The sequence below is a fragment of the Pseudomonas sp. Z003-0.4C(8344-21) genome (assembly GCF_900104975.1).
GTDB lineage: Bacteria > Pseudomonadota > Gammaproteobacteria > Pseudomonadales > Pseudomonadaceae > Aquipseudomonas > Aquipseudomonas granadensis.
Genome location: NZ_LT629756.1, coordinates 5,889,489 through 5,908,080, shown reverse-complemented (window position 1 = coordinate 5,908,080; position 18,592 = coordinate 5,889,489). Strand labels below are relative to the sequence as shown.

Annotated in this window: 13 protein-coding genes; 12 read left to right on the top strand and 1 reads right to left on the bottom strand. The window is 61.0% G+C overall.

Going from position 1 to position 18,592, the window contains the following annotated elements:
- Window positions 1-192 precede the first annotated feature (192 nt).
- The 11 genes from BLU24_RS26530 (at window position 193) to hemE (ending at window position 16,116) form a co-directional block, all read left to right on the top strand.
- The gene (locus BLU24_RS26530) at window positions 193-1,257 is read left to right on the top strand and encodes a pilus assembly protein PilM (protein WP_093105773.1); all 1,065 of its coding nucleotides are present in this window, start codon (window positions 193-195) and stop codon (window positions 1,255-1,257) included.
- Window positions 1,257-1,823: a PilN domain-containing protein gene (locus BLU24_RS26525; protein ID WP_093105768.1), complete on the top strand. Its 567-nt coding sequence runs from the start codon at window positions 1,257-1,259 to the stop codon at window positions 1,821-1,823. Before BLU24_RS26530 ends, BLU24_RS26525 begins: the two co-directional genes overlap by 1 nt.
- Window positions 1,820-2,443 (top strand): type 4a pilus biogenesis protein PilO, encoded by a 624-nt coding sequence (pilO, locus tag BLU24_RS26520; protein WP_090280425.1) that lies wholly within the window; start codon window positions 1,820-1,822, stop codon window positions 2,441-2,443. Before BLU24_RS26525 ends, pilO begins: the two co-directional genes overlap by 4 nt.
- On the top strand, window positions 2,440-2,967 hold the full coding sequence (locus BLU24_RS26515) for a pilus assembly protein PilP (protein ID WP_093105763.1): 528 nt from the start codon (window positions 2,440-2,442) through the stop codon (window positions 2,965-2,967). Before pilO ends, BLU24_RS26515 begins: the two co-directional genes overlap by 4 nt.
- 13 nt (window positions 2,968-2,980) lie before the next feature.
- Window positions 2,981-5,059, top strand: coding sequence for a type IV pilus secretin PilQ (gene pilQ, locus BLU24_RS26510; protein ID WP_093105759.1), 2,079 nt, complete (start codon window positions 2,981-2,983; stop codon window positions 5,057-5,059).
- A gap of 4 nt (window positions 5,060-5,063) precedes the next feature.
- On the top strand, window positions 5,064-5,582 hold the full coding sequence (gene aroK, locus BLU24_RS26505) for a shikimate kinase AroK (RefSeq protein ID WP_090280433.1): 519 nt from the start codon (window positions 5,064-5,066) through the stop codon (window positions 5,580-5,582).
- Window positions 5,583-5,733: 151 nt separating this feature from the next.
- Complete coding sequence (gene aroB, locus BLU24_RS26500) at window positions 5,734-6,834, top strand: 3-dehydroquinate synthase (RefSeq protein WP_090280436.1); 1,101 nt, start codon at window positions 5,734-5,736, stop codon at window positions 6,832-6,834.
- Window positions 6,835-6,844: 10 nt separating this feature from the next.
- Window positions 6,845-8,470 carry an AAA family ATPase gene (locus BLU24_RS26495; protein ID WP_093105754.1) on the top strand — a complete coding sequence of 542 codons (1,626 nt, stop codon included), beginning with the start codon at window positions 6,845-6,847 and terminating at the stop codon, window positions 8,468-8,470.
- 351 nt (window positions 8,471-8,821) lie between these two features.
- Window positions 8,822-13,267: a glutamate synthase large subunit gene (gene gltB, locus BLU24_RS26485; protein ID WP_093105749.1), complete on the top strand. Its 4,446-nt coding sequence runs from the start codon at window positions 8,822-8,824 to the stop codon at window positions 13,265-13,267.
- Between the two features lie 115 nt (window positions 13,268-13,382).
- Window positions 13,383-14,801 (top strand): FAD-dependent oxidoreductase, encoded by a 1,419-nt coding sequence (locus tag BLU24_RS26480; protein ID WP_093106982.1) that lies wholly within the window; start codon window positions 13,383-13,385, stop codon window positions 14,799-14,801.
- A 247-nt stretch (window positions 14,802-15,048) separates the two neighbouring features.
- Window positions 15,049-16,116, top strand: coding sequence for a uroporphyrinogen decarboxylase (gene hemE, locus BLU24_RS26475; protein WP_093105744.1), 1,068 nt, complete (start codon window positions 15,049-15,051; stop codon window positions 16,114-16,116).
- Window positions 16,117-16,293: 177 nt separating this feature from the next.
- Here the strand turns inward: hemE and BLU24_RS26470 are convergent, their stop codons facing one another.
- Window positions 16,294-17,568, bottom strand: coding sequence for an MFS transporter (locus tag BLU24_RS26470; protein ID WP_093105739.1), 1,275 nt, complete (start codon window positions 17,566-17,568; stop codon window positions 16,294-16,296).
- A gap of 119 nt (window positions 17,569-17,687) precedes the next feature.
- Between BLU24_RS26470 and BLU24_RS26465 the strand changes: the two genes are divergently transcribed.
- On the top strand, window positions 17,688-18,584 hold the full coding sequence (locus tag BLU24_RS26465) for a LysR family transcriptional regulator (protein WP_093105734.1): 897 nt from the start codon (window positions 17,688-17,690) through the stop codon (window positions 18,582-18,584).
- Window positions 18,585-18,592 lie beyond the last annotated feature (8 nt).

Sequence of the window (18,592 nt, the reverse complement as noted above, 5' to 3'; positions counted from 1 at the left end):
AATGAATTTGGCGACGGGGTTCCGGTAACACACAGAACGGTCCGCGCGGGCAGTAAAAAGCGGAAAAAAACGCTGGGCATTATAAGCACTTTTCCGCAGGGGGCGTCATTTGCGCTTCTGTCAAGACGGGGTGAAGGAACGCAATGCGTATTACAGAGTCCGTAACTCACGGAAAGTCATAGGGAATTGGTAGTGCTGGGACTCTTCAATAAAAAAGCCAATACATTACTGGGGATCGACATCAGCTCCACGTCAGTGAAGCTGCTGGAATTGAGCCGTCAGGGCGAGCGCTACCGGGTCGAGGCCTACGCCGTCGAGCCCTTGCCGGCCAGCGCGGTGGTCGAAAAGAACATCGCCGAACTCGAAGGCGTCGGCCAGGCCCTCAGTCGCGTGCTGAGCAAGGCGCGCACCGGGCTCAAGGGCGTGGCGGTGGCGGTGGCCGGCTCGGCGGTGATCACCAAGGTCATCGAAATGGACGCCGGGCTTTCCGACGACGAGCTGGAAAATCAGCTGAAGATCGAGGCCGACCAATACATTCCCTATCCGCTGGACGAAGTCGCCATCGACTTCGAAGTCCAGGGCGTGTCGCCGCGCAATCCCGAACGAGTCAATGTCCTGCTGGCGGCCTGTCGCAAGGAAAACGTCGAAGTGCGCGAGGCGGCGTTGGCCCTGGCCGGGCTGACGGCGCGCGTGGTGGACGTCGAAGCTTACGCGCTGGAACGCTCATACGCTTTGCTGGCGACGCAACTGGCGGCATCCCAGGAGCGCCTGACCGTGGCCGTGGTCGACATCGGCGCGACGATGACCACCCTCAGCGTCCTGCACAACGGCAAAATCATCTACACCCGCGAGCAATTGTTCGGCGGTCGGCAATTGACCGAGGAAATTCAGCGGCGTTACGGCCTGACCGTCGAGCAGGCCGGGCTGGCGAAAAAACAGGGCGGTCTGCCCGATGATTACGTCAGTGAAGTCCTGCAGCCGTTTCGCGAGGCGCTGGTGCAGCAGGTGTCACGCTCGCTGCAGTTCTTCTTCGCCTCCGGGCAATACAACGCTGTCGATCACATCCTGCTGGCGGGCGGCACAGCCTCGGTGCCGGGTCTGGATCGCTTGATCGAGCAGCGCCTGAACACGCCAACGCAAGTGGCCAACCCGTTTGCCGATATGTCTTTAAGCAGCAAGGTCAATGCCGGTGCGCTGGCCAGCGATGCGCCGGCATTGATGATCGCCTGCGGGCTCGCGCTCAGGAGTTTCGACTGATGGCGCGGATCAACCTTTTACCCTGGCGCGAAGAGCGTCGCGAGGAACGGCGCAAACGCTTTCTGCTGGCATTGACCGGCGTGCTCGTCGGTTCGATCGGTGCGGTGCTGATTGCCGATCAGATCATCAGTGCCGCCATCGACCGGCAAGTGGCGCGCAATGACTACATCAGCAAGCAGATCGCCGTGGTCGACGAGCGGATCAAGCAGATCAGCGAACTCAAGGCACGCCGCCAGCAGTTGGTCGAGCGCATGCGCATCATCCAGGACTTGCAGGGCAACCGGCAGATCAGCGGGCGAATCTTCGACCAGTTGGCGCGCTCGCTGCCGGACGGTGTGTATTTCACCGAAGTGAAAATGGCTGGCAAAGCCCTGTCGATCAGCGGCGCTGCGCAATCCAATAATCGCGTCTCCGACCTGATGCGCAACCTGGAAGCATCGGACTGGTTCGATGCGCCGAGCCTCAACGAAGTCAAAGCCACTACTGCCGGACAAGTCGATCAGGCCAACACCTTTGAGCTGACCGTGCGCCAGACCCGGCCCAAGACTGCCGAGGACGACCAATGAAGCCGTCCGAATGGCTGGAAAGCCTGCGCAGCGTCGATTTCAACGACCTCGACACCAGCAACATCGGTTCCTGGCCGGCGGCGGTGAAGTTCATTGCCGGCGCGCTGTTGATGGTGCTGGTATTGGCGCTGGGCTATAACTTTTTTCTCAGCGACCTGGAGAATCAACACGACCTCAAGCGGGAGGAGGAGCTGACGCTCAAGGAACAGTTCGCCAGCAAGGCGCGCCTGTCGGCCAATCTCGAGCTGTACACCCAGCAGATGAAGGAGATGGAAAATACCTTCGGCGAGTTGTTGCGGCAGTTGCCCAGCGACACCGAAGTGCCGGGCCTGCTCGAAGACATCACCCGCACTGGCCTGGGCAGCGGCCTGGAATTCGAAGAGATCAAGTTGCTGCCGGAAGTCACCCAGCCGTTCTATATCGAGCTGCCGATCCAGATCACCGTTACCGGCGCTTACCACGACCTCGCCACGTTCGTCAGCGGTGTAGCCGGATTGCCGCGCATCGTTACCCTTCACGATTTCGATCTCGCACCCGCCAACAAGGAAGGCGGGCCGAAGCTGCGCATGAGCATCCTCGCCAAGACGTACCGCTATAACGACAAGGGGCTGCAGAAATGACCCCGATTCGTTACATGGCGTGGGCGATGACGCTGCTCGCTTTGGGCGGGTGTGGTGGCAGCGACGACTTCAGTGATCTCGACGCCTACATGAATGAAGTGCGCCTGCGGCCGGCCGGCAAGATTGAACCAACGCCGACATTCCGGTCTTACCCGACATTCACTTACAGCGCAGCCAACCTGCGCAGTCCGTTTTCACCTCAGGTGCGGGTTGATCTGGCCGGGCGCAAACACGGCTCGCGCAACATCAAGCCCGACCCCAACCGGGTCAAGCAATACCTGGAAGGTTTCAACATCGAGCAGTTCGAGATGGTCGGCACGATTGCCAATGCTTCGGGCTCGTTCGCGCTGCTGCGCGGGGCGGGCGGGGTGCATCGGTTGAAAGTGGGCGATTACCTGGGGCGCAACGACGGGCGCATCGTCGCCATCAGCGCGACACAGGTCGACGTCGTCGAAATCGTGCCCGACGGGCAGGGCGCCTGGCTCGAGCGGCCGCGCACCATTCCTTTGAAAGAGCACTCATAGTGGAAGTCGAACAATGAACAGGATTTTCTCCACCCTCGGTTTTTCGCTATGGATAGCGCTGATGTCGCCGATGGTAAACGCGGCCAACCTGAAAGCGCTGGATGTGGCGGCGCTGCCGGGTGACCGCGTCGAACTGAAGCTGTCGTTCGATGGCCCGCCACCGGCGCCCAAGGGCTATACCACGGAATCACCGGCGCGCATCGCGGTGGATCTGCCCGGTGTCGCCAGTCAATTGAGCAACAAGAATCTGGATCTGGGCAGCGGCAATGCGCGTACCGCCACGGTGGTCGAGGCCAAGGACCGCACGCGGCTGATCGTCAGCCTCACCCAGCTTGCGCCTTACACCACGCGCATCGAGGGCAATACTCTGTTCGTTGTGGTCGGCCAGGGTGCACCGGCGCCTGCCTCGCGTCCCGCCGCCGTTGCGCCCCGCACGAGCACGGCAGCTGCGCCAGCGGCCAAGGCATTCGTGCCGAAAAACCGCAGCATTCGTGGCGTCGACTTTCAGCGCGGCACCGAGGGTGAGGGTAACGTCGTCATTGATCTGTCCGACCCGACCATCGCCCCGGATATCCAGGAGCACGACGGCAAAATCATCCTCAGCTTCGCCCGCACACAGCTGCCGGAGAAGCTGCGGGTGCGCCTTGACGTCAAGGATTTCGCCACCCCGGTGCAATTCGTCAATGCCGCCGTCAGTGGTGATCGCACGGTGATCACCGTCGAGCCCAGCGGCACCTACGACTATTCGACCTTTCAGACCGACAACAAACTGACCGTCAGCGTCCGCCCGATGAGTGTCGATGACCTGCAAAAGCGCAACGCCGAACGTCAGGCCTACATTGGCGAAAAACTCTCGCTGAATTTCCAGGACATCGATGTGCGCTCGGTGCTACAACTGATCGCCGACTTCACCAACCTCAATCTGGTGGCCAGCGATACGGTGCAGGGCGGCATCACCTTGCGCCTGCAAAACGTACCGTGGGATCAGGCGCTGGATCTGGTGCTGAAAACCAAGGGGCTGGATAAACGCAAGATCGGCAATGTGCTGCTGGTCGCGCCGGCCGATGAGATCGCTGCCCGCGAACGCCAGGAACTCGAGTCGCAGAAGCAGATTGCCGAGCTGGCGCCGCTGCGTCGTGAACTGTTGCAGGTGAATTATGCGAAGGCGGCGGACATCGCCAAGCTGTTCCAGTCGGTGACCAGCGCCGAAGCGAAAATCGATGAGCGCGGTTCGATCACCGTGGATGAGCGGACCAACAATATCATTGCCTACCAGACCCAGGATCGCCTCGACGAACTGCGGCGGATCGTGGCGCAACTGGATATTCCGGTGCGTCAGGTGATGATCGAGGCGCGCATCGTCGAGGCCAACGTCGATTACGACAAGAGTCTGGGCGTGCGCTGGGGCGGTTCAGTGCAGAACAAGGGCAACTGGAACGCGTCCGGGGTCAACGGTTCATCTTCCACCATCGGCACGCCGGGGAGCACCAGCACCAACTCGCCGTTCGTCGACATGGGCACTGTCAACAATACTTCCGGGATCGGCATCGCCTTCATCACCGACAACGTGCTGCTTGACCTTGAGCTGACGGCGATGGAGAAGACCGGCAACGGCGAAATCGTCTCGCAACCGAAAGTGGTCACCTCTGACAAGGAAACCGCGAAGATCCTCAAAGGCACGGAAATTCCCTATCAGGAAGCCAGCTCCAGTGGCGCGACTTCGGTGTCGTTCAAGGAGGCCTCGCTGTCGCTGGAGGTCACGCCGCAGATCACCCCGGACAACCGCATCATCATGGAGGTCAAGGTCACCAAGGATGAGCCGGATTACCTGAACAAAGTGCAGGATGTGCCGCCGATCAAGAAAAACGAGGTCAACGCCAAGGTGCTGGTCAATGACGGCGAAACCATCGTGATTGGCGGTGTTTTTTCAAATACTCAGAGCAAGGTTGTAGATAAGGTGCCATTTCTTGGCGATGTGCCGTATCTTGGCCGCCTTTTCCGGCGTGATGTGGTTTCGGAGAAAAAATCCGAGCTGCTGGTATTTCTCACTCCGCGTATCATGAATAACCAGGCGATTGCTGTGAGTCGTTGATTCTGTGCGAAATTTGATACTTGTAGGACCGATGGGTGCTGGCAAAAGCACCATCGGCCGATTGCTGGCCAAAGAGCTGCGCCTGCCGTTCAAGGATTCCGACAAGGAAATTGAGCTGCGCACGGGTGCCAATATCCCATGGATCTTCGACAAGGAAGGCGAGCCCGGCTTTCGCGACCGTGAGCAGGCGATGATCGCCGAGCTGTGCGCGTTCGACGGCGTGGTGCTGGCGACCGGCGGTGGCGCAGTAATGCGTGATGCCAATCGCAAGGCCCTGTTCGAGGGCGGGCGAGTGGTGTACCTGCACGCGTCCGTCGAACAGCAGGTCGGCCGCACCTCGCGCGATCGCAACCGGCCGTTGCTGCGCACCGCCGATCCGGCGAAAACCCTGCGTGACCTGTTGGCGATCCGCGATCCGCTTTATCGGGAAATTGCCGATCTGGTGGTGGAAACCGACGAACGGCCGCCGCGCATGGTGGTGCTCGATATTCTCGACCGCCTGGCCCAGCTTCCGCCCCGTTAAAGCCGCGCGCGAAATGCGCTATCCTCGGCGTCCTGTCACAGCCTGCCGAGGTGTGGCGGATGACCGGCAAGCGGCGTCACACCCGCTACAGGCCACAGATAACCGATAATTCAGGGCAGGACGCCTGCTTCCATCTTCACTGTGGGGACACATGCAGACACTCAAGGTCGACCTGGGCGAGCGCAGCTACCCGATTCATATTGGCGAAGGTTTGCTGGATCAACCCGAACTGCTGGCGCCGCACATCCACGGGCGGCAAGTGGCAATCATCTCCAATGAGACTGTTGCGCCGCTCTATCTCGAACGTCTGACCCGCAGCCTGGCGCAGTACTCGGTGATTTCCGTGGTGCTGCCGGACGGCGAAGCGTTCAAGAACTGGGAAACCCTGCAGTTGATCTTCGACGGTCTGCTGACCGCTCGGCATGACCGCCGCACCACCGTCATCGCTCTGGGCGGCGGTGTGATCGGCGACATGGCCGGTTTCGCCGCAGCCTGCTATCAGCGCGGCGTCGACTTCATCCAGATTCCGACCACGCTGTTGTCCCAGGTCGATTCGTCGGTGGGCGGCAAGACCGGCATCAACCATCCGCTGGGCAAGAACATGGTCGGCGCGTTCTATCAGCCGAACGTGGTGCTGATCGATACCGCGTCGCTGAAAACCCTGCCGGCGCGCGAGCTTTCCGCAGGTCTGGCCGAAGTCATCAAATACGGTCTGATCTGCGATGAGCCGTTCCTGACCTGGCTCGAAGACAATGTCGACGCCCTGCGCGCGCTGGACCAGAAAGCCCTGACCTACGCTATCGAACGCTCCTGCGCGGCCAAGGCTGCGGTAGTCGGCGCCGATGAAAAGGAAACTGGCGTGCGCGCCACGCTCAACCTCGGCCATACCTTCGGGCACGCCATCGAGACTCATATGGGCTATGGTGTGTGGCTGCATGGTGAAGCGGTCGCGGCTGGCACCGTAATGGCGCTGGAGATGTCCGCGCGGCTTGGCTGGATCAGCGAGCAGGAGCGCGATCGCGGTATTCGTCTGTTCCAGCGCGCCGGTCTGCCGGTGATTCCGCCTGAAGAAATGCGCGAAGCGGATTTTCTGCAACACATGGCAATCGACAAAAAAGTGATCGACGGTCGTCTGCGCCTGGTGCTGCTGCGCCGGATGGGCGAAGCGGTCGTGACCGACGATTATCCGAAAGAGGTTCTACAGGCCACGCTGGGAGCGGACTACCGCGCCCTGGCTCAGCTTAAAGGTTAATAAGATTCCGATGACTAGTTTGCATGCCGACGAGGCGTTTCTCGGCCATTTCCAGTTAAGTCACGACCCGTTCGCGCCGCGGGTGCCAGGCTTCAAATTTTTCCCGGCCCAGCGCAAACCGGTGCTCGGTCAACTGCATCATCTGGCGCGCTACAGCCAGTTGCTGCTGGTGGTCACCGGCCCGCAGGGCAGCGGCAAGACCTTGCTGCGTCAGGCGCTGGTCGCCAGCACCAACAAACAGTCGGTGCAGAGCGTGGTGGTTTCCGCCCGTGGCGCCGGCGATGCTGTCGGTGTGCTGCGCCAGGTCGCGCAGGCGCTGGATGTCGCCCAGGCTGAGGTCGGTGCGATTCTCGAACAGGTCGTCCAGCTCGCCCTGACCGGTCAGGAAGTCTATCTGCTGGTGGACGACGCCGAGCAGCTTGACGAATCCGCTCTCGAAGCGCTGATGGCGCTGGGTGCCGGCACGCCAGAAGGGCGTCCGCATGTTTTCCTGTTCGGCGAGTCGTCGCTGATCGCTCAACTTGAGGCGTTGCAGCTTGAAGAAGAGCGTTTCCACGTCATCGAACTGCAGCCGTACACCGAAGAAGAAACCCGCGAATATCTCGACCAGCGGCTCGAAGGCGCGGGCCGGGGTGTCGAACTTTTCACCGCGGATCAGATCTCTGATATTCACGAAAGCTCCGAGGGTTGGCCGGGCAACATCAACCAGGTCGCTCGCGATGCTCTGATCGAAGTCATGATTGCCAGCCGCTCCGCGGTGAAGCGTCCAAGTATGGGGTTCAACATGCCGAAGAAACACGTATTGGCGATTTCCGCCGTCGTGGTGGTCGCGGTCGCTGCCGCCTGGCTGATGCCGGGTCGCAACAAGGCGCCGACCACCGGCGCGCCAGCCAATGAACAGGCGCAGTTGCCTCTGGGTCAGGCGCCCGCCAATGGCGCGGCACCCAACGTCGAATTCGCCGGCAACACCCAGCCGATGCCGCTGCCGTTGGTCGGCAACTCGCAACCGGTTATGCGCGGGCCGTTGGCCGAAGCGGCCGGTGGCATCACCGAAGGCGACGACGGCGTGCCGCTGGAAGGCTCCAGTGATACCCCGCCGACCGTGACCACCTCCGCGCCGCCAGCCGGTGTGCCGGCCGGTCCTGCGCCGACTCCGGTGCCGTTGCCAGCCGCCAAGCCGACGCCAGCCCCGACGCAAGTCGCCACGGCCAAGCCTGCTCCGGCCGCGCCAGTCGCCAAACCGGCGCCAGCACCGGCCGCGCCAGTCGCCAAACCGGCGCCAGCACCGGCCAAACCGGTCGCTGCGGCGAAACCGGCCGAGAAGCCTGTGACCGTCGCCAAGGCTGCCGGTGGCAGCTGGTACGCCGGTCAGCCGACCGGCAACTACGTGGTGCAGATCCTCGGCACCAGCTCGGAAACCGCCGCGCAGAACTTCGTCAAGGAGCAGGGCGGCGAGTACCGTTATTTCAAGAAGGTTCTCAACGGCAAGCCGCTGTATGTGATCACCTATGGCAATTTTGCCAATCGTGATGCGGCCGTTTCTGCCATCAAGGCCTTGCCAGCGAAGGTTCAGGCTGGTAAACCTTGGCCTCGCACTGTCGCCAGCGTCCAACAGGAACTGGCAACAACTCGCTGAAGATTCGGCGGCCTTACCCAGGCCGCCTCTCCCGGCACCTCAAAATCTCCATAAGTGCGCGCTTTCTGAAAAGGATGCGTGCCTTTTGGTGTCTGCGTCACAGTAGTCTTTGAGTCGTTGCAGTCATAATTTAAAAAAGTTTTGACTAGCACAGCAGATCGCTTTAAACCTTTCACAAATGCGACATGAATTTGCGACAGTTCGTCGTCAAATTTGTGAGCCTCTGTGTCGCTGTGTACAATGACCACCCTTTTGCCCCCGCGAAGCCGGCGTACGTTCGGCGCGGTACGCAAGTGGTTGAATTGAAAAGAAATTTGCCTCGAATAGAGGCAGCCTGGTGAGAAAGTGTCTATGAAAGCAGGTCTGTACCAACCAGATGAATTCAAGGATAACTGCGGTTTCGGCCTGATAGCCCATATGCAGGGCGAGCCCAGTCATACCCTTTTGCAAACGGCCATCGAGGCCCTGACCTGCATGACCCACCGCGGTGGGATTAATGCCGACGGCAAGACCGGTGACGGTTGCGGTCTGCTGATACAAAAGCCTGATGCGTTCCTGCGAGCCATTGCCCAGGAAACCTTCAGCGTCGAGTTGCCCAAGCAATATGCTGTGGGCATGGTGTTCTTCAACCAGGATCCGGCCAAGGCCGAAGCCGCTCGCGAGAACATGAACCGCGAGATCCTCGCTGAAGGCCTGCAACTGATCGGCTGGCGCAAAGTGCCGATCGACACCAGCGTCCTCGGTCGTCTGGCCCTTGAGCGCCTGCCGCAGATCGAGCAGGTCTACATCGGTGGCGAAGGCCTGAGCGATCAGGACATGGCCGTGAAGCTGTTCAGCGCCCGTCGCCGTTCGTCGGTGGCCAATGCCGCCGACACCGATCACTACATCTGCAGCTTTTCGCACAAGACCATCATCTATAAAGGCCTGATGATGCCGGCCGATCTGGCCGCGTTCTATCCAGACCTGAGTGACGAGCGTCTACAAACCGCGATCTGCGTGTTCCACCAGCGCTTCTCCACAAACACCCTGCCGAAATGGCCGCTGGCGCAGCCGTTCCGCTTCCTCGCGCACAACGGCGAGATCAACACCATCACCGGTAACCGCAACTGGGCGCAGGCCCGTCGGACCAAGTTCAGCAACGATCTGATGGATCTGGAAGAGCTCGGCCCGCTGGTCAACCGTGTCGGTTCCGACTCCTCGAGCATGGACAACATGCTCGAACTGATGGTCACCGGTGGCATCGACCTGTTCCGTGGCGTGCGGATGATCATTCCGCCTGCGTGGCAGAACGTCGAAACCATGGACCCGGATCTGCGTGCGTTCTACGAGTACAACTCGATGCACATGGAGCCGTGGGACGGCCCGGCCGGCGTGGTCATGACCGACGGTCGCTACGCGGTGTGCCTGCTCGACCGTAACGGTCTGCGTCCGGCACGCTGGGTTACCACCAAAAATGGTTTCATCACCCTCGCGTCGGAAATCGGTGTGTGGAACTACCAGCCTGAAGACGTGCTCGCCAAGGGCCGCGTTGGCCCGGGTCAGATCTTTGCCGTGGACACCGAAACCGGGCAGATCCTCGACACCGATGCGATCGACAACCGTCTGAAATCCCGTCATCCGTACAAGCAATGGCTGCGCAAGAATGCCCTGCGCATTCAGGCGACCATGGAAGACAACGACCACGGTTCGGCGTTCTACGACGTCGATCAGCTCAAGCAGTACATGAAGATGTATCAGGTCACGTTCGAAGAGCGCGATCAGGTATTGCGCCCGCTCGGCGAACAAGGCTACGAAGCCGTGGGCTCGATGGGCGACGACACGCCAATGGCCGTGCTGTCGCAGCGTGTGCGCACGCCGTACGACTATTTCCGCCAGCAGTTCGCCCAAGTGACCAACCCGCCGATCGACCCGCTGCGTGAAGCGATCGTGATGTCGCTGGAAATCTGCCTCGGAGCCGAGCGCAACATTTTCCAGGAGTCGCCGGAACACGCCTCGCGGGTGATCCTCAGCTCGCCGGTCATTTCCCCGGCCAAGTGGCGCTCGTTGATGAACCTCGACCGTCCGGGTTTCGAACGGGCGATCATCGACCTCAACTACGACGAAAGCCTCGGCCTCGAAGCGGCGATCCGTAACGTTGCCGATCAGGCTGAAGAAGCCGTGCGCGCCGGGCGTACCCAGATCGTCCTGAGCGACCGCCATATCGCCCCGGGCAAACTGCCGATCCACGCATCCCTGGCGACCGGCGCGGTACACCACCGCCTGACTGAAAAAGGCCTGCGTTGCGATTCCAACATCCTTGTTGAAACTGCCACCGCGCGCGATCCGCACCACTTTGCGGTGCTGATCGGTTTCGGCGCCTCGGCGGTGTACCCGTTCCTGGCCTACGAAGTGCTGGGCGACCTGATCCGTACCGGTGAAGTGCTGGGCGACCTCTACGAGGTGTTCAAGAACTACCGCAAAGGCATCACCAAAGGCCTGCTGAAGATCCTGTCGAAGATGGGCATTTCGACCATCGCTTCGTACCGTGGTGCGCAGCTGTTCGAGGCCATCGGCCTGTCCGAAGAAGTCTGCGACCTGAGCTTCCGTGGCGTGCCGAGCCGGATCAAGGGTGCGCGTTTCGTCGACATCGAAGCCGAGCAGAAAGCGCTGGCCGTCGAAGCCTGGAGTCCGCGCAAGCCGATCCAGCAGGGCGGTCTGCTGAAGTTCGTCCACGGTGGCGAATATCACGCCTACAACCCGGACGTGGTCAACACGTTGCAAGCCGCCGTGCAGCAGGGCGACTACGCCAAGTTCAAGCAATACACCTCGCTGGTCGACAACCGCCCGGTGTCGATGATCCGCGACCTGTTCAAGGTCAAGACCCTCGATACGCCGCTGGACATCAGCGAAATCGAGCCGCTGGAATCGGTGCTCAAGCGCTTCGACTCCGCCGGTATCTCGCTGGGCGCGCTGTCGCCGGAAGCTCACGAAGCCTTGGCCGAAGCCATGAACCGCCTGGGTGCGCGTTCCAACTCCGGCGAAGGCGGTGAAGACCCGGCGCGTTACGGCACCATCAAGAGCTCGAAAATCAAGCAGGTTGCCACTGGCCGTTTCGGCGTGACCCCGGAATACCTGGTCAACGCCGAAGTGCTGCAGATCAAGGTTGCCCAGGGGGCCAAGCCGGGCGAGGGCGGGCAACTGCCGGGCGGCAAGGTCAACGGGCTGATCGCCAAGCTGCGTTATGCAGTGCCGGGCGTGACCCTGATTTCGCCGCCGCCGCACCACGACATCTATTCGATCGAAGACTTGTCGCAGCTGATTTTCGACCTCAAGCAGGTCAACCCGCAGGCGCTGGTTTCGGTGAAACTCGTAGCAGAAGCGGGCGTCGGCACTATCGCTGCCGGTGTGGCCAAGGCCTATGCGGACTTGATTACCATCTCCGGCTACGACGGTGGCACTGGTGCCTCGCCGCTGACCTCGATCAAATACGCTGGCGCACCGTGGGAGCTTGGTCTCGCTGAAACCCACCAGACCCTGCGTGGCAACGACTTGCGCGGCAAGGTCCGGGTGCAGACCGACGGCGGCCTGAAAACCGGCCTCGACGTGATCAAGGCTGCGATCCTCGGCGCCGAAAGCTTCGGCTTCGGCACCGCGCCAATGATTGCGCTGGGCTGCAAATACCTGCGTATCTGCCACCTGAACAACTGCGCCACCGGCGTCGCCACTCAGAACGAGAAGCTGCGCAAGGATCACTACATCGGTACCGTCGAAATGGTGGTGAATTTCTTCACCTACGTCGCCGAAGAAACCCGTGAGTGGCTGGCCAAGCTCGGCGTGCGCTCGCTGGAAGAGCTGATCGGTCGCACCGATCTGCTGGAAATCCTCGAAGGCCAGACCGCCAAGCAAAACCACCTGGACCTGACGCCGCTGTTGGGCAGCGATCACATCCCGGCCGACAAACCGCAGTTCTGTGGGGTTGAGCGCAACCCGCCGTTCGACCAGGGCCTGCTGGCCGAGAAAATGGTCGAGATGGCATCGTCGGCGATCAACGACATGAGCGGCGCCGAGTTCGACCTGGACATCTGCAACTGCGACCGTTCGATCGGTGCGCGGATCTCCGGCGAAATCGCCCGCAAGCACGGCAACCAGGGCATGGCGAAAGCGCCGATCACCTTCCGTTTCAAAGGCACGGCCGGTCAGAGCTTCGGCGTGTGGAACGCTGGCGGTCTGAACATGTACCTCGAAGGCGACGCCAACGACTACGTCGGCAAAGGCATGACCGGTGGCAAGCTGACCATCGTGCCGCCCAAGGGCAGCGTCTACAAAACTCAGGAAAGCGCCATCATCGGCAACACCTGCCTGTACGGCGCCACCGGCGGCAAGCTATTCGCCGCTGGCACCGCGGGCGAGCGTTTCGCCGTGCGTAACTCCGGTGCCCACACCGTCGTGGAAGGCACTGGCGATCACTGCTGCGAGTACATGACCGGTGGTTTCGTCTGCGTACTGGGCAAGACCGGTTACAACTTCGGCTCAGGCATGACCGGTGGTTTCGCCTACGTGCTCGATCAGGACAACACCTTCGTTGACCGGGTCAACCACGAACTGGTGGAAATCCAGCGGATCAGCGGCGAGGCGATGGAAGCCTATCGCAGCCACCTGCAGAACGTGCTGAACGAGTACGTCGCCGAAACCGACAGCGAATGGGGTCGTGAACTCGCCGAAAACCTCGATGACTATCTGCGTCGTTTCTGGCTGGTCAAACCTAAGGCGGCGAGTCTGAAATCTCTGCTCTCCAGTACGCGGGCAAGCCCACAGTGAAGCAGCTGCAAGCTTCAAGCGACAAGCTAGAAGCTTGCGCGGTGAGGCGGATTAATTTGATTTTCTTGCAGCTTGAAGCTTGTAGCTTGAAGCTGTCGTGTACGAGGTTTTGAAGATGGCCGAACGTCTCAATAACGACTTCCAATTCATCGATGTCGGGCGCAAGGATCCGAAGAAGAAACTGTTGCGTCAACGCAAGAAAGAGTTCGTCGAAATCTACGAACCGTTCAAACCCCAGCAGTCGGCCGACCAGGCCCACCGCTGCCTGGGTTGCGGCAACCCGTATTGCGAATGGAAGTGCCCGGTGCACAACTTCATTCCCAACTGGCTGAAGCTGGTAGCCGAGGGCAACATCCTTCAGGCCGCCGAGCTGTCGCACCAGACCAACACCCTGCCGGAAGTCTGTGGCCGGGTTTGCCCGCAGGATCGTCTGTGCGAAGGTGCGTGCACCCTCAACGACGGTTTCGGCGCGGTGACCATTGGTTCGGTCGAGAAGTACATCACCGACACCGCGTTCGCCATGGGCTGGCGCCCGGACATGTCCAAGGTCAAACCGACCGGCAAACGTGTCGCGATCATCGGCGCGGGCCCGGCGGGTCTGGGCTGTGCCGACGTGCTGGTGCGTGGTGGCGTGACGCCGGTGGTGTTCGACAAGAACCCGGAAATCGGCGGTCTGCTGACCTTCGGCATCCCCGAGTTCAAGCTGGAAAAGACCGTGCTGAGCAATCGCCGCGAAGTCTTCACCGGCATGGGCATCGAGTTCCGGCTGAATACCGAAGTCGGCACAGACGTGACCATGGAGCAACTGCTCGGCGAATACGATGCGGTGTTCATGGGCATGGGGACCTACACCTACATGAAGGGTGGTTTTGCCGGTGAAGATCTGCCGGGCGTTTACGACGCGCTGGACTTCCTGATTGCCAACGTCAATCGCAACCTGGGCTTTGAAAAGTCGCCGGAAGATTTCGTCGACATGAAAGGCAAAAAAGTCGTGGTTCTCGGCGGCGGCGACACGGCGATGGACTGCAACCGCACCTCGATCCGCCAGGGCGCCAAGTCGGTGACCTGCGCTTATCGTCGTGACGAAGCGAACATGCCCGGCTCGCGCAAAGAGGTGAAGAACGCCAAGGAAGAAGGCGTGAAATTCCTCTACAACCGCCAGCCGATCGCCATCGTTGGTGAAGACAAGGTCGAGGGCGTGAAAGTGGTCGAGACCCGTCTCGGCGAACCGGACGCCCGTGGCCGTCGCAGCCCCGAGCCGATCCCCGGTTCCGAAGAGATCATCCCGGCCGACGCCGTGGTCATCGCCTTCGGCTTCCGTCCGAGCCCGGCGCCGTGGTTCGAACAGTTCGAAATCCAGACCGACAGCCAGGGCCGCGTCGTTGCGCCTGAGCAAGGCCAGTACAAGCACCAGACCAGCAACCCGAAAATCTTTGCGGGTGGCGACATGGTGCGCGGTTCCGACCTGGTGGTGACAGCGATCTTCGAAGGGCGCAATGCGGCTGAAGGGATCCTCGATTACCTGGGCGTCTAAACCCGTCCGGCTGACTGCAATGCAATACCTGTGGGAGCTGGCTTGCCAGCGATAGCATCACCTTGGTTTACCTGACGAACCGAGTTGTCTGCATCGCTGGCAAGCCAGCTCCCACAGTGTTTTGTTGTGTTGCAAAGTCAGTGTTCCAACGCGATAAATTGACCCGATAGACAAAAGGCTGACCCACATCCGTGCCTTTTGCCTCGCGCTCTGAGAAAATGCCCGCACTTTTTTTCCGGATGCCGACATGACTGCCCTGAAGAACGACCGCTTCCTCCGCGCCCTGCTCAAGCAACCCGTTGACGTCACCCCTGTGTGGATGATGCGCCAGGCCGGTCGCTATCTGCCGGAGTACCGCGCCAGCCGCGCCCACGCCGGCGACTTCATGAGCCTGTGCATGAATCCGCAATTCGCCTGCGAAGTCACGATGCAACCGCTCGACCGCTATCCGCAACTGGACGCGGCGATCCTGTTTTCCGACATCCTCACCATCCCCGACGCCATGGGCCAGGGCCTGTACTTCGAGACCGGTGAAGGTCCGCGCTTCAAGAAAGTCGTCAGCACGATGGCCGACATCGAAGCCCTGCCGATCCCTGATCCGCATAAGGATCTTGGCTATGTGATGGACGCGGTCAGCACCATCCGCCGCGAACTCAACGGCCGCGTACCGCTGATCGGCTTCTCCGGCAGCCCGTGGACCCTGGCGACCTACATGGTCGAAGGCGGTTCGTCGAAGGACTTCCGCAAGACCAAAGCGATGCTCTACGACAACCCGCAAGCCATGCACCTGCTGCTGGACAAACTGGCGCAGTCGGTGACCTCGTACCTCAACGGCCAGATCATGGCCGGTGCGCAAGCGGTGCAGATCTTCGATACCTGGGGCGGCAACCTGTCCGCGGCTGCCTATCAGGAATTTTCCCTGGCCTACATGAAGAAAATCGTCAGCGGCCTGATCCGCGAGAACGATGGCCGCAAGGTGCCGGTGATCCTTTTCACCAAAAACGGCGGCCTGTGGCTGGAGAGCATCGCCGAGGCCGGCGCCGACGCCCTCGGTCTGGACTGGACCTGCGACATCGGCAATGCCCGCGCCCGTGTCGGCGACAAGGTCGCGCTGCAAGGCAACATGGACCCGACCGTGCTCTACGCCAAACCGGAAGCGATCCGCACCGAAGTCGGGCGTATCCTGGCCAGCTACGGCAAGGGCAGCGGGCATGTGTTCAACCTTGGCCACGGCATCACGCCAGAGGTTGACCCGGAACATGCCGGCGCATTTTTGCGCGCGGTGCATGAGCTGTCGGCGCAGTATCACGAGTGATCGCGTGCCAATAAAAAACGCCCGGCAGATGCCGGGCGTTTTTGTTTCCGCGATCGTATGTCGAACGCCGATCAAATGTAGGAGTGAGCCTGCTCGCGATAGCGGTGGGTCAGCCAGCACTTTCAACGACTGACTCACCGCTATCGCGAGCAGGCTCACTCCTACAAGGGTTTTGTATCAGGCTTTGACACCGCCCAGCGGCGGCAACTTCGCCAGCTTCAACGCCACCCCAAGCGCAATCAGCAATAGCACTCCAATAAACAACCCGATTCCGCTCCACCCGCCCAAATGCCAGAACACCCCGCCCGCCGTGCCGGCAATGCTCGACCCGGCGTAATAGCTGAACAGGTACAACGACGATGCCTGGCCCTTGGCCTTGGTCGCGCGGCGGCCGATCCAGCTGCTGGCTACCGAGTGCGCGCCGAAGAAGCCGAAGGTGAAGATCAGCATGCCGACGATGATCAACAGCAGCGGTGCGAACATCGTCAGCGCGAGGCCGACGAACATCAGCGCAATTGTTGCCCAGAGCACTTTGCGCCGCCCCAGTTTGTCCGCCAGTGAACCGATCTTCGCCGAGCTGTAGATTCCTGACAGATACACCACCGAGAGCAAACCGACGTACACCTGATCGAGGTGGTACGGCGCCGCCAGCAGGCGATAGCCGATGTAGTTGAACAGCGTGACGAATGCGCCCATCAGTACGAACGCTTCAAGAAACAGCAGCGGCAGCCCGGCGTCGCGAAAGTGCATGGTGAAACCATCGAGCAGGCTGCGCGGGTGCAGTGAGCGTGAGCGGAAGTTGCGCGACTCGGGAAGGATCTTCCAGAACACTGCCGCCGCAATCAGCGCCAGACCGCCGATCACCAGCATCGCCGTGTGCCAGCTGACGAAGTCGATCAGCACCCCGGTAATCAAGCGTCCGCTCATTCCGCCAATCGCGTTGCCGGCGATGTACAAGCCCATCGCCAGACCGATGTGTTGCGGATGAATCTCTTCACTCAAGTAAGTCATCGCCACTGCCGCCAGGCCACTGAGTGACAGGCCGATCAGGGCGCGCATGATCAGAACGCCGTGCCAGCTCGGCATCATCGCGCTGGCCATGGTGCACAGCGCAGCGGCGAACAAGGCGGCGACCATCACTGGTTTGCGCCCGACCCGATCGGAAATCGGCCCGGTGATCAGCAGACCGAAGGCGAGCATGCCGGTAGCCACCGAAAGGATCAGGCTGCTCTGCGCCGCGTTGATCCCGTATTCATGGGACAGCAGCGGCATCATCGGCTGCACGCAATAGAGCAAGGCGAACGTTGCGAAACCACCGCAGAACAGCGCCAACACCGTGCGCATGAACGCCGCTGTGCCTTTTTCGATAAAAATGTCCTGCAGCTCGGCGATGGCATCGTCCGCTGCAGCAGGCGGGACTTCATGGGCTAATGGCGCAACGGCAGTTTTCACTTCAGACCTCGGGGGAGCACAGCCAGGCAGGCAATGAAAAAATCATATAGCTGGCTAATGTTTCTATCCAATATATTGTTCGACCTGTTTGATAGCTTTAACGACCTGATGAGAAATCCATGGAACTGCGCCATCTACGCTACTTCATCGCCGTCGCCGAAGAACTGCATTTCGGCCGTGCGGCACAGGTGCTCGGCATTTCCCAGCCGCCCCTGAGCCAGCAGATTCAGGCGCTGGAGCAAGAGGTGGGCGCGCGCCTGTTTGAGCGGACCAATCGTCGGGTCGAACTCAGCGAAGCCGGGCGGCTGTTTCTACAGGAGGCGCGGTTGGCGCTGGCGCAGGTCGATAAGGCCGCCGATGTCGCGCGCCGCGCGCAATTGGGTGAACTGGGCGAATTGAAGATCGGTTTCACCTCGTCGGCGCCGTTCAACTCGACGATTCCGCAGGCGATCTTTGCCTTTCGCCAGCGTTTCCCGGCGGTGCATCTGAACCTGCGCGAGATGAGCAGCACCATGGTCGCCGACGCATTGGTCGACGAGTCGATCGAGGTCGGCATCATGCGTCCGCTGGGGTTGCCGGATTCGTTGAGCGTGGTTGAATTGATGCGCGAGCCGTTGGTCGCGGTGCTCAGCTCCACGCATCCATTGGCGCAGGGCTCCGAGCAAGGGCTGTTTCTCTCGGCACTGGCGCTGGAACCGTTCGTGTTCTTTCCGCGCAGTTATGGCAGCGGCTTGTACGCACAGCTATTGAGCCTGGCTCGAGACGCCGGGTTCAGCCCGCACTTCGCCCAAGAGGCGGGGGAGGCGATGACCATCATCGGTCTGGTCGCAGCGGGGTTGGGGGTTTCGGTGCTGCCGGCGTCCTATCAGCGGATGCGCATCGACGGCGTGGTCTACCGACCGTTGCTCGATCCGCAAGCGGTGTCTGCGGTGTGGCTGGTGCAGCGCAAGGATCAGAAATCGCCGATGGCCAAGGCGTTCGTAGATTTGCTCACGCGCAAAGTCGACTCTACGTGAAGGCTTCT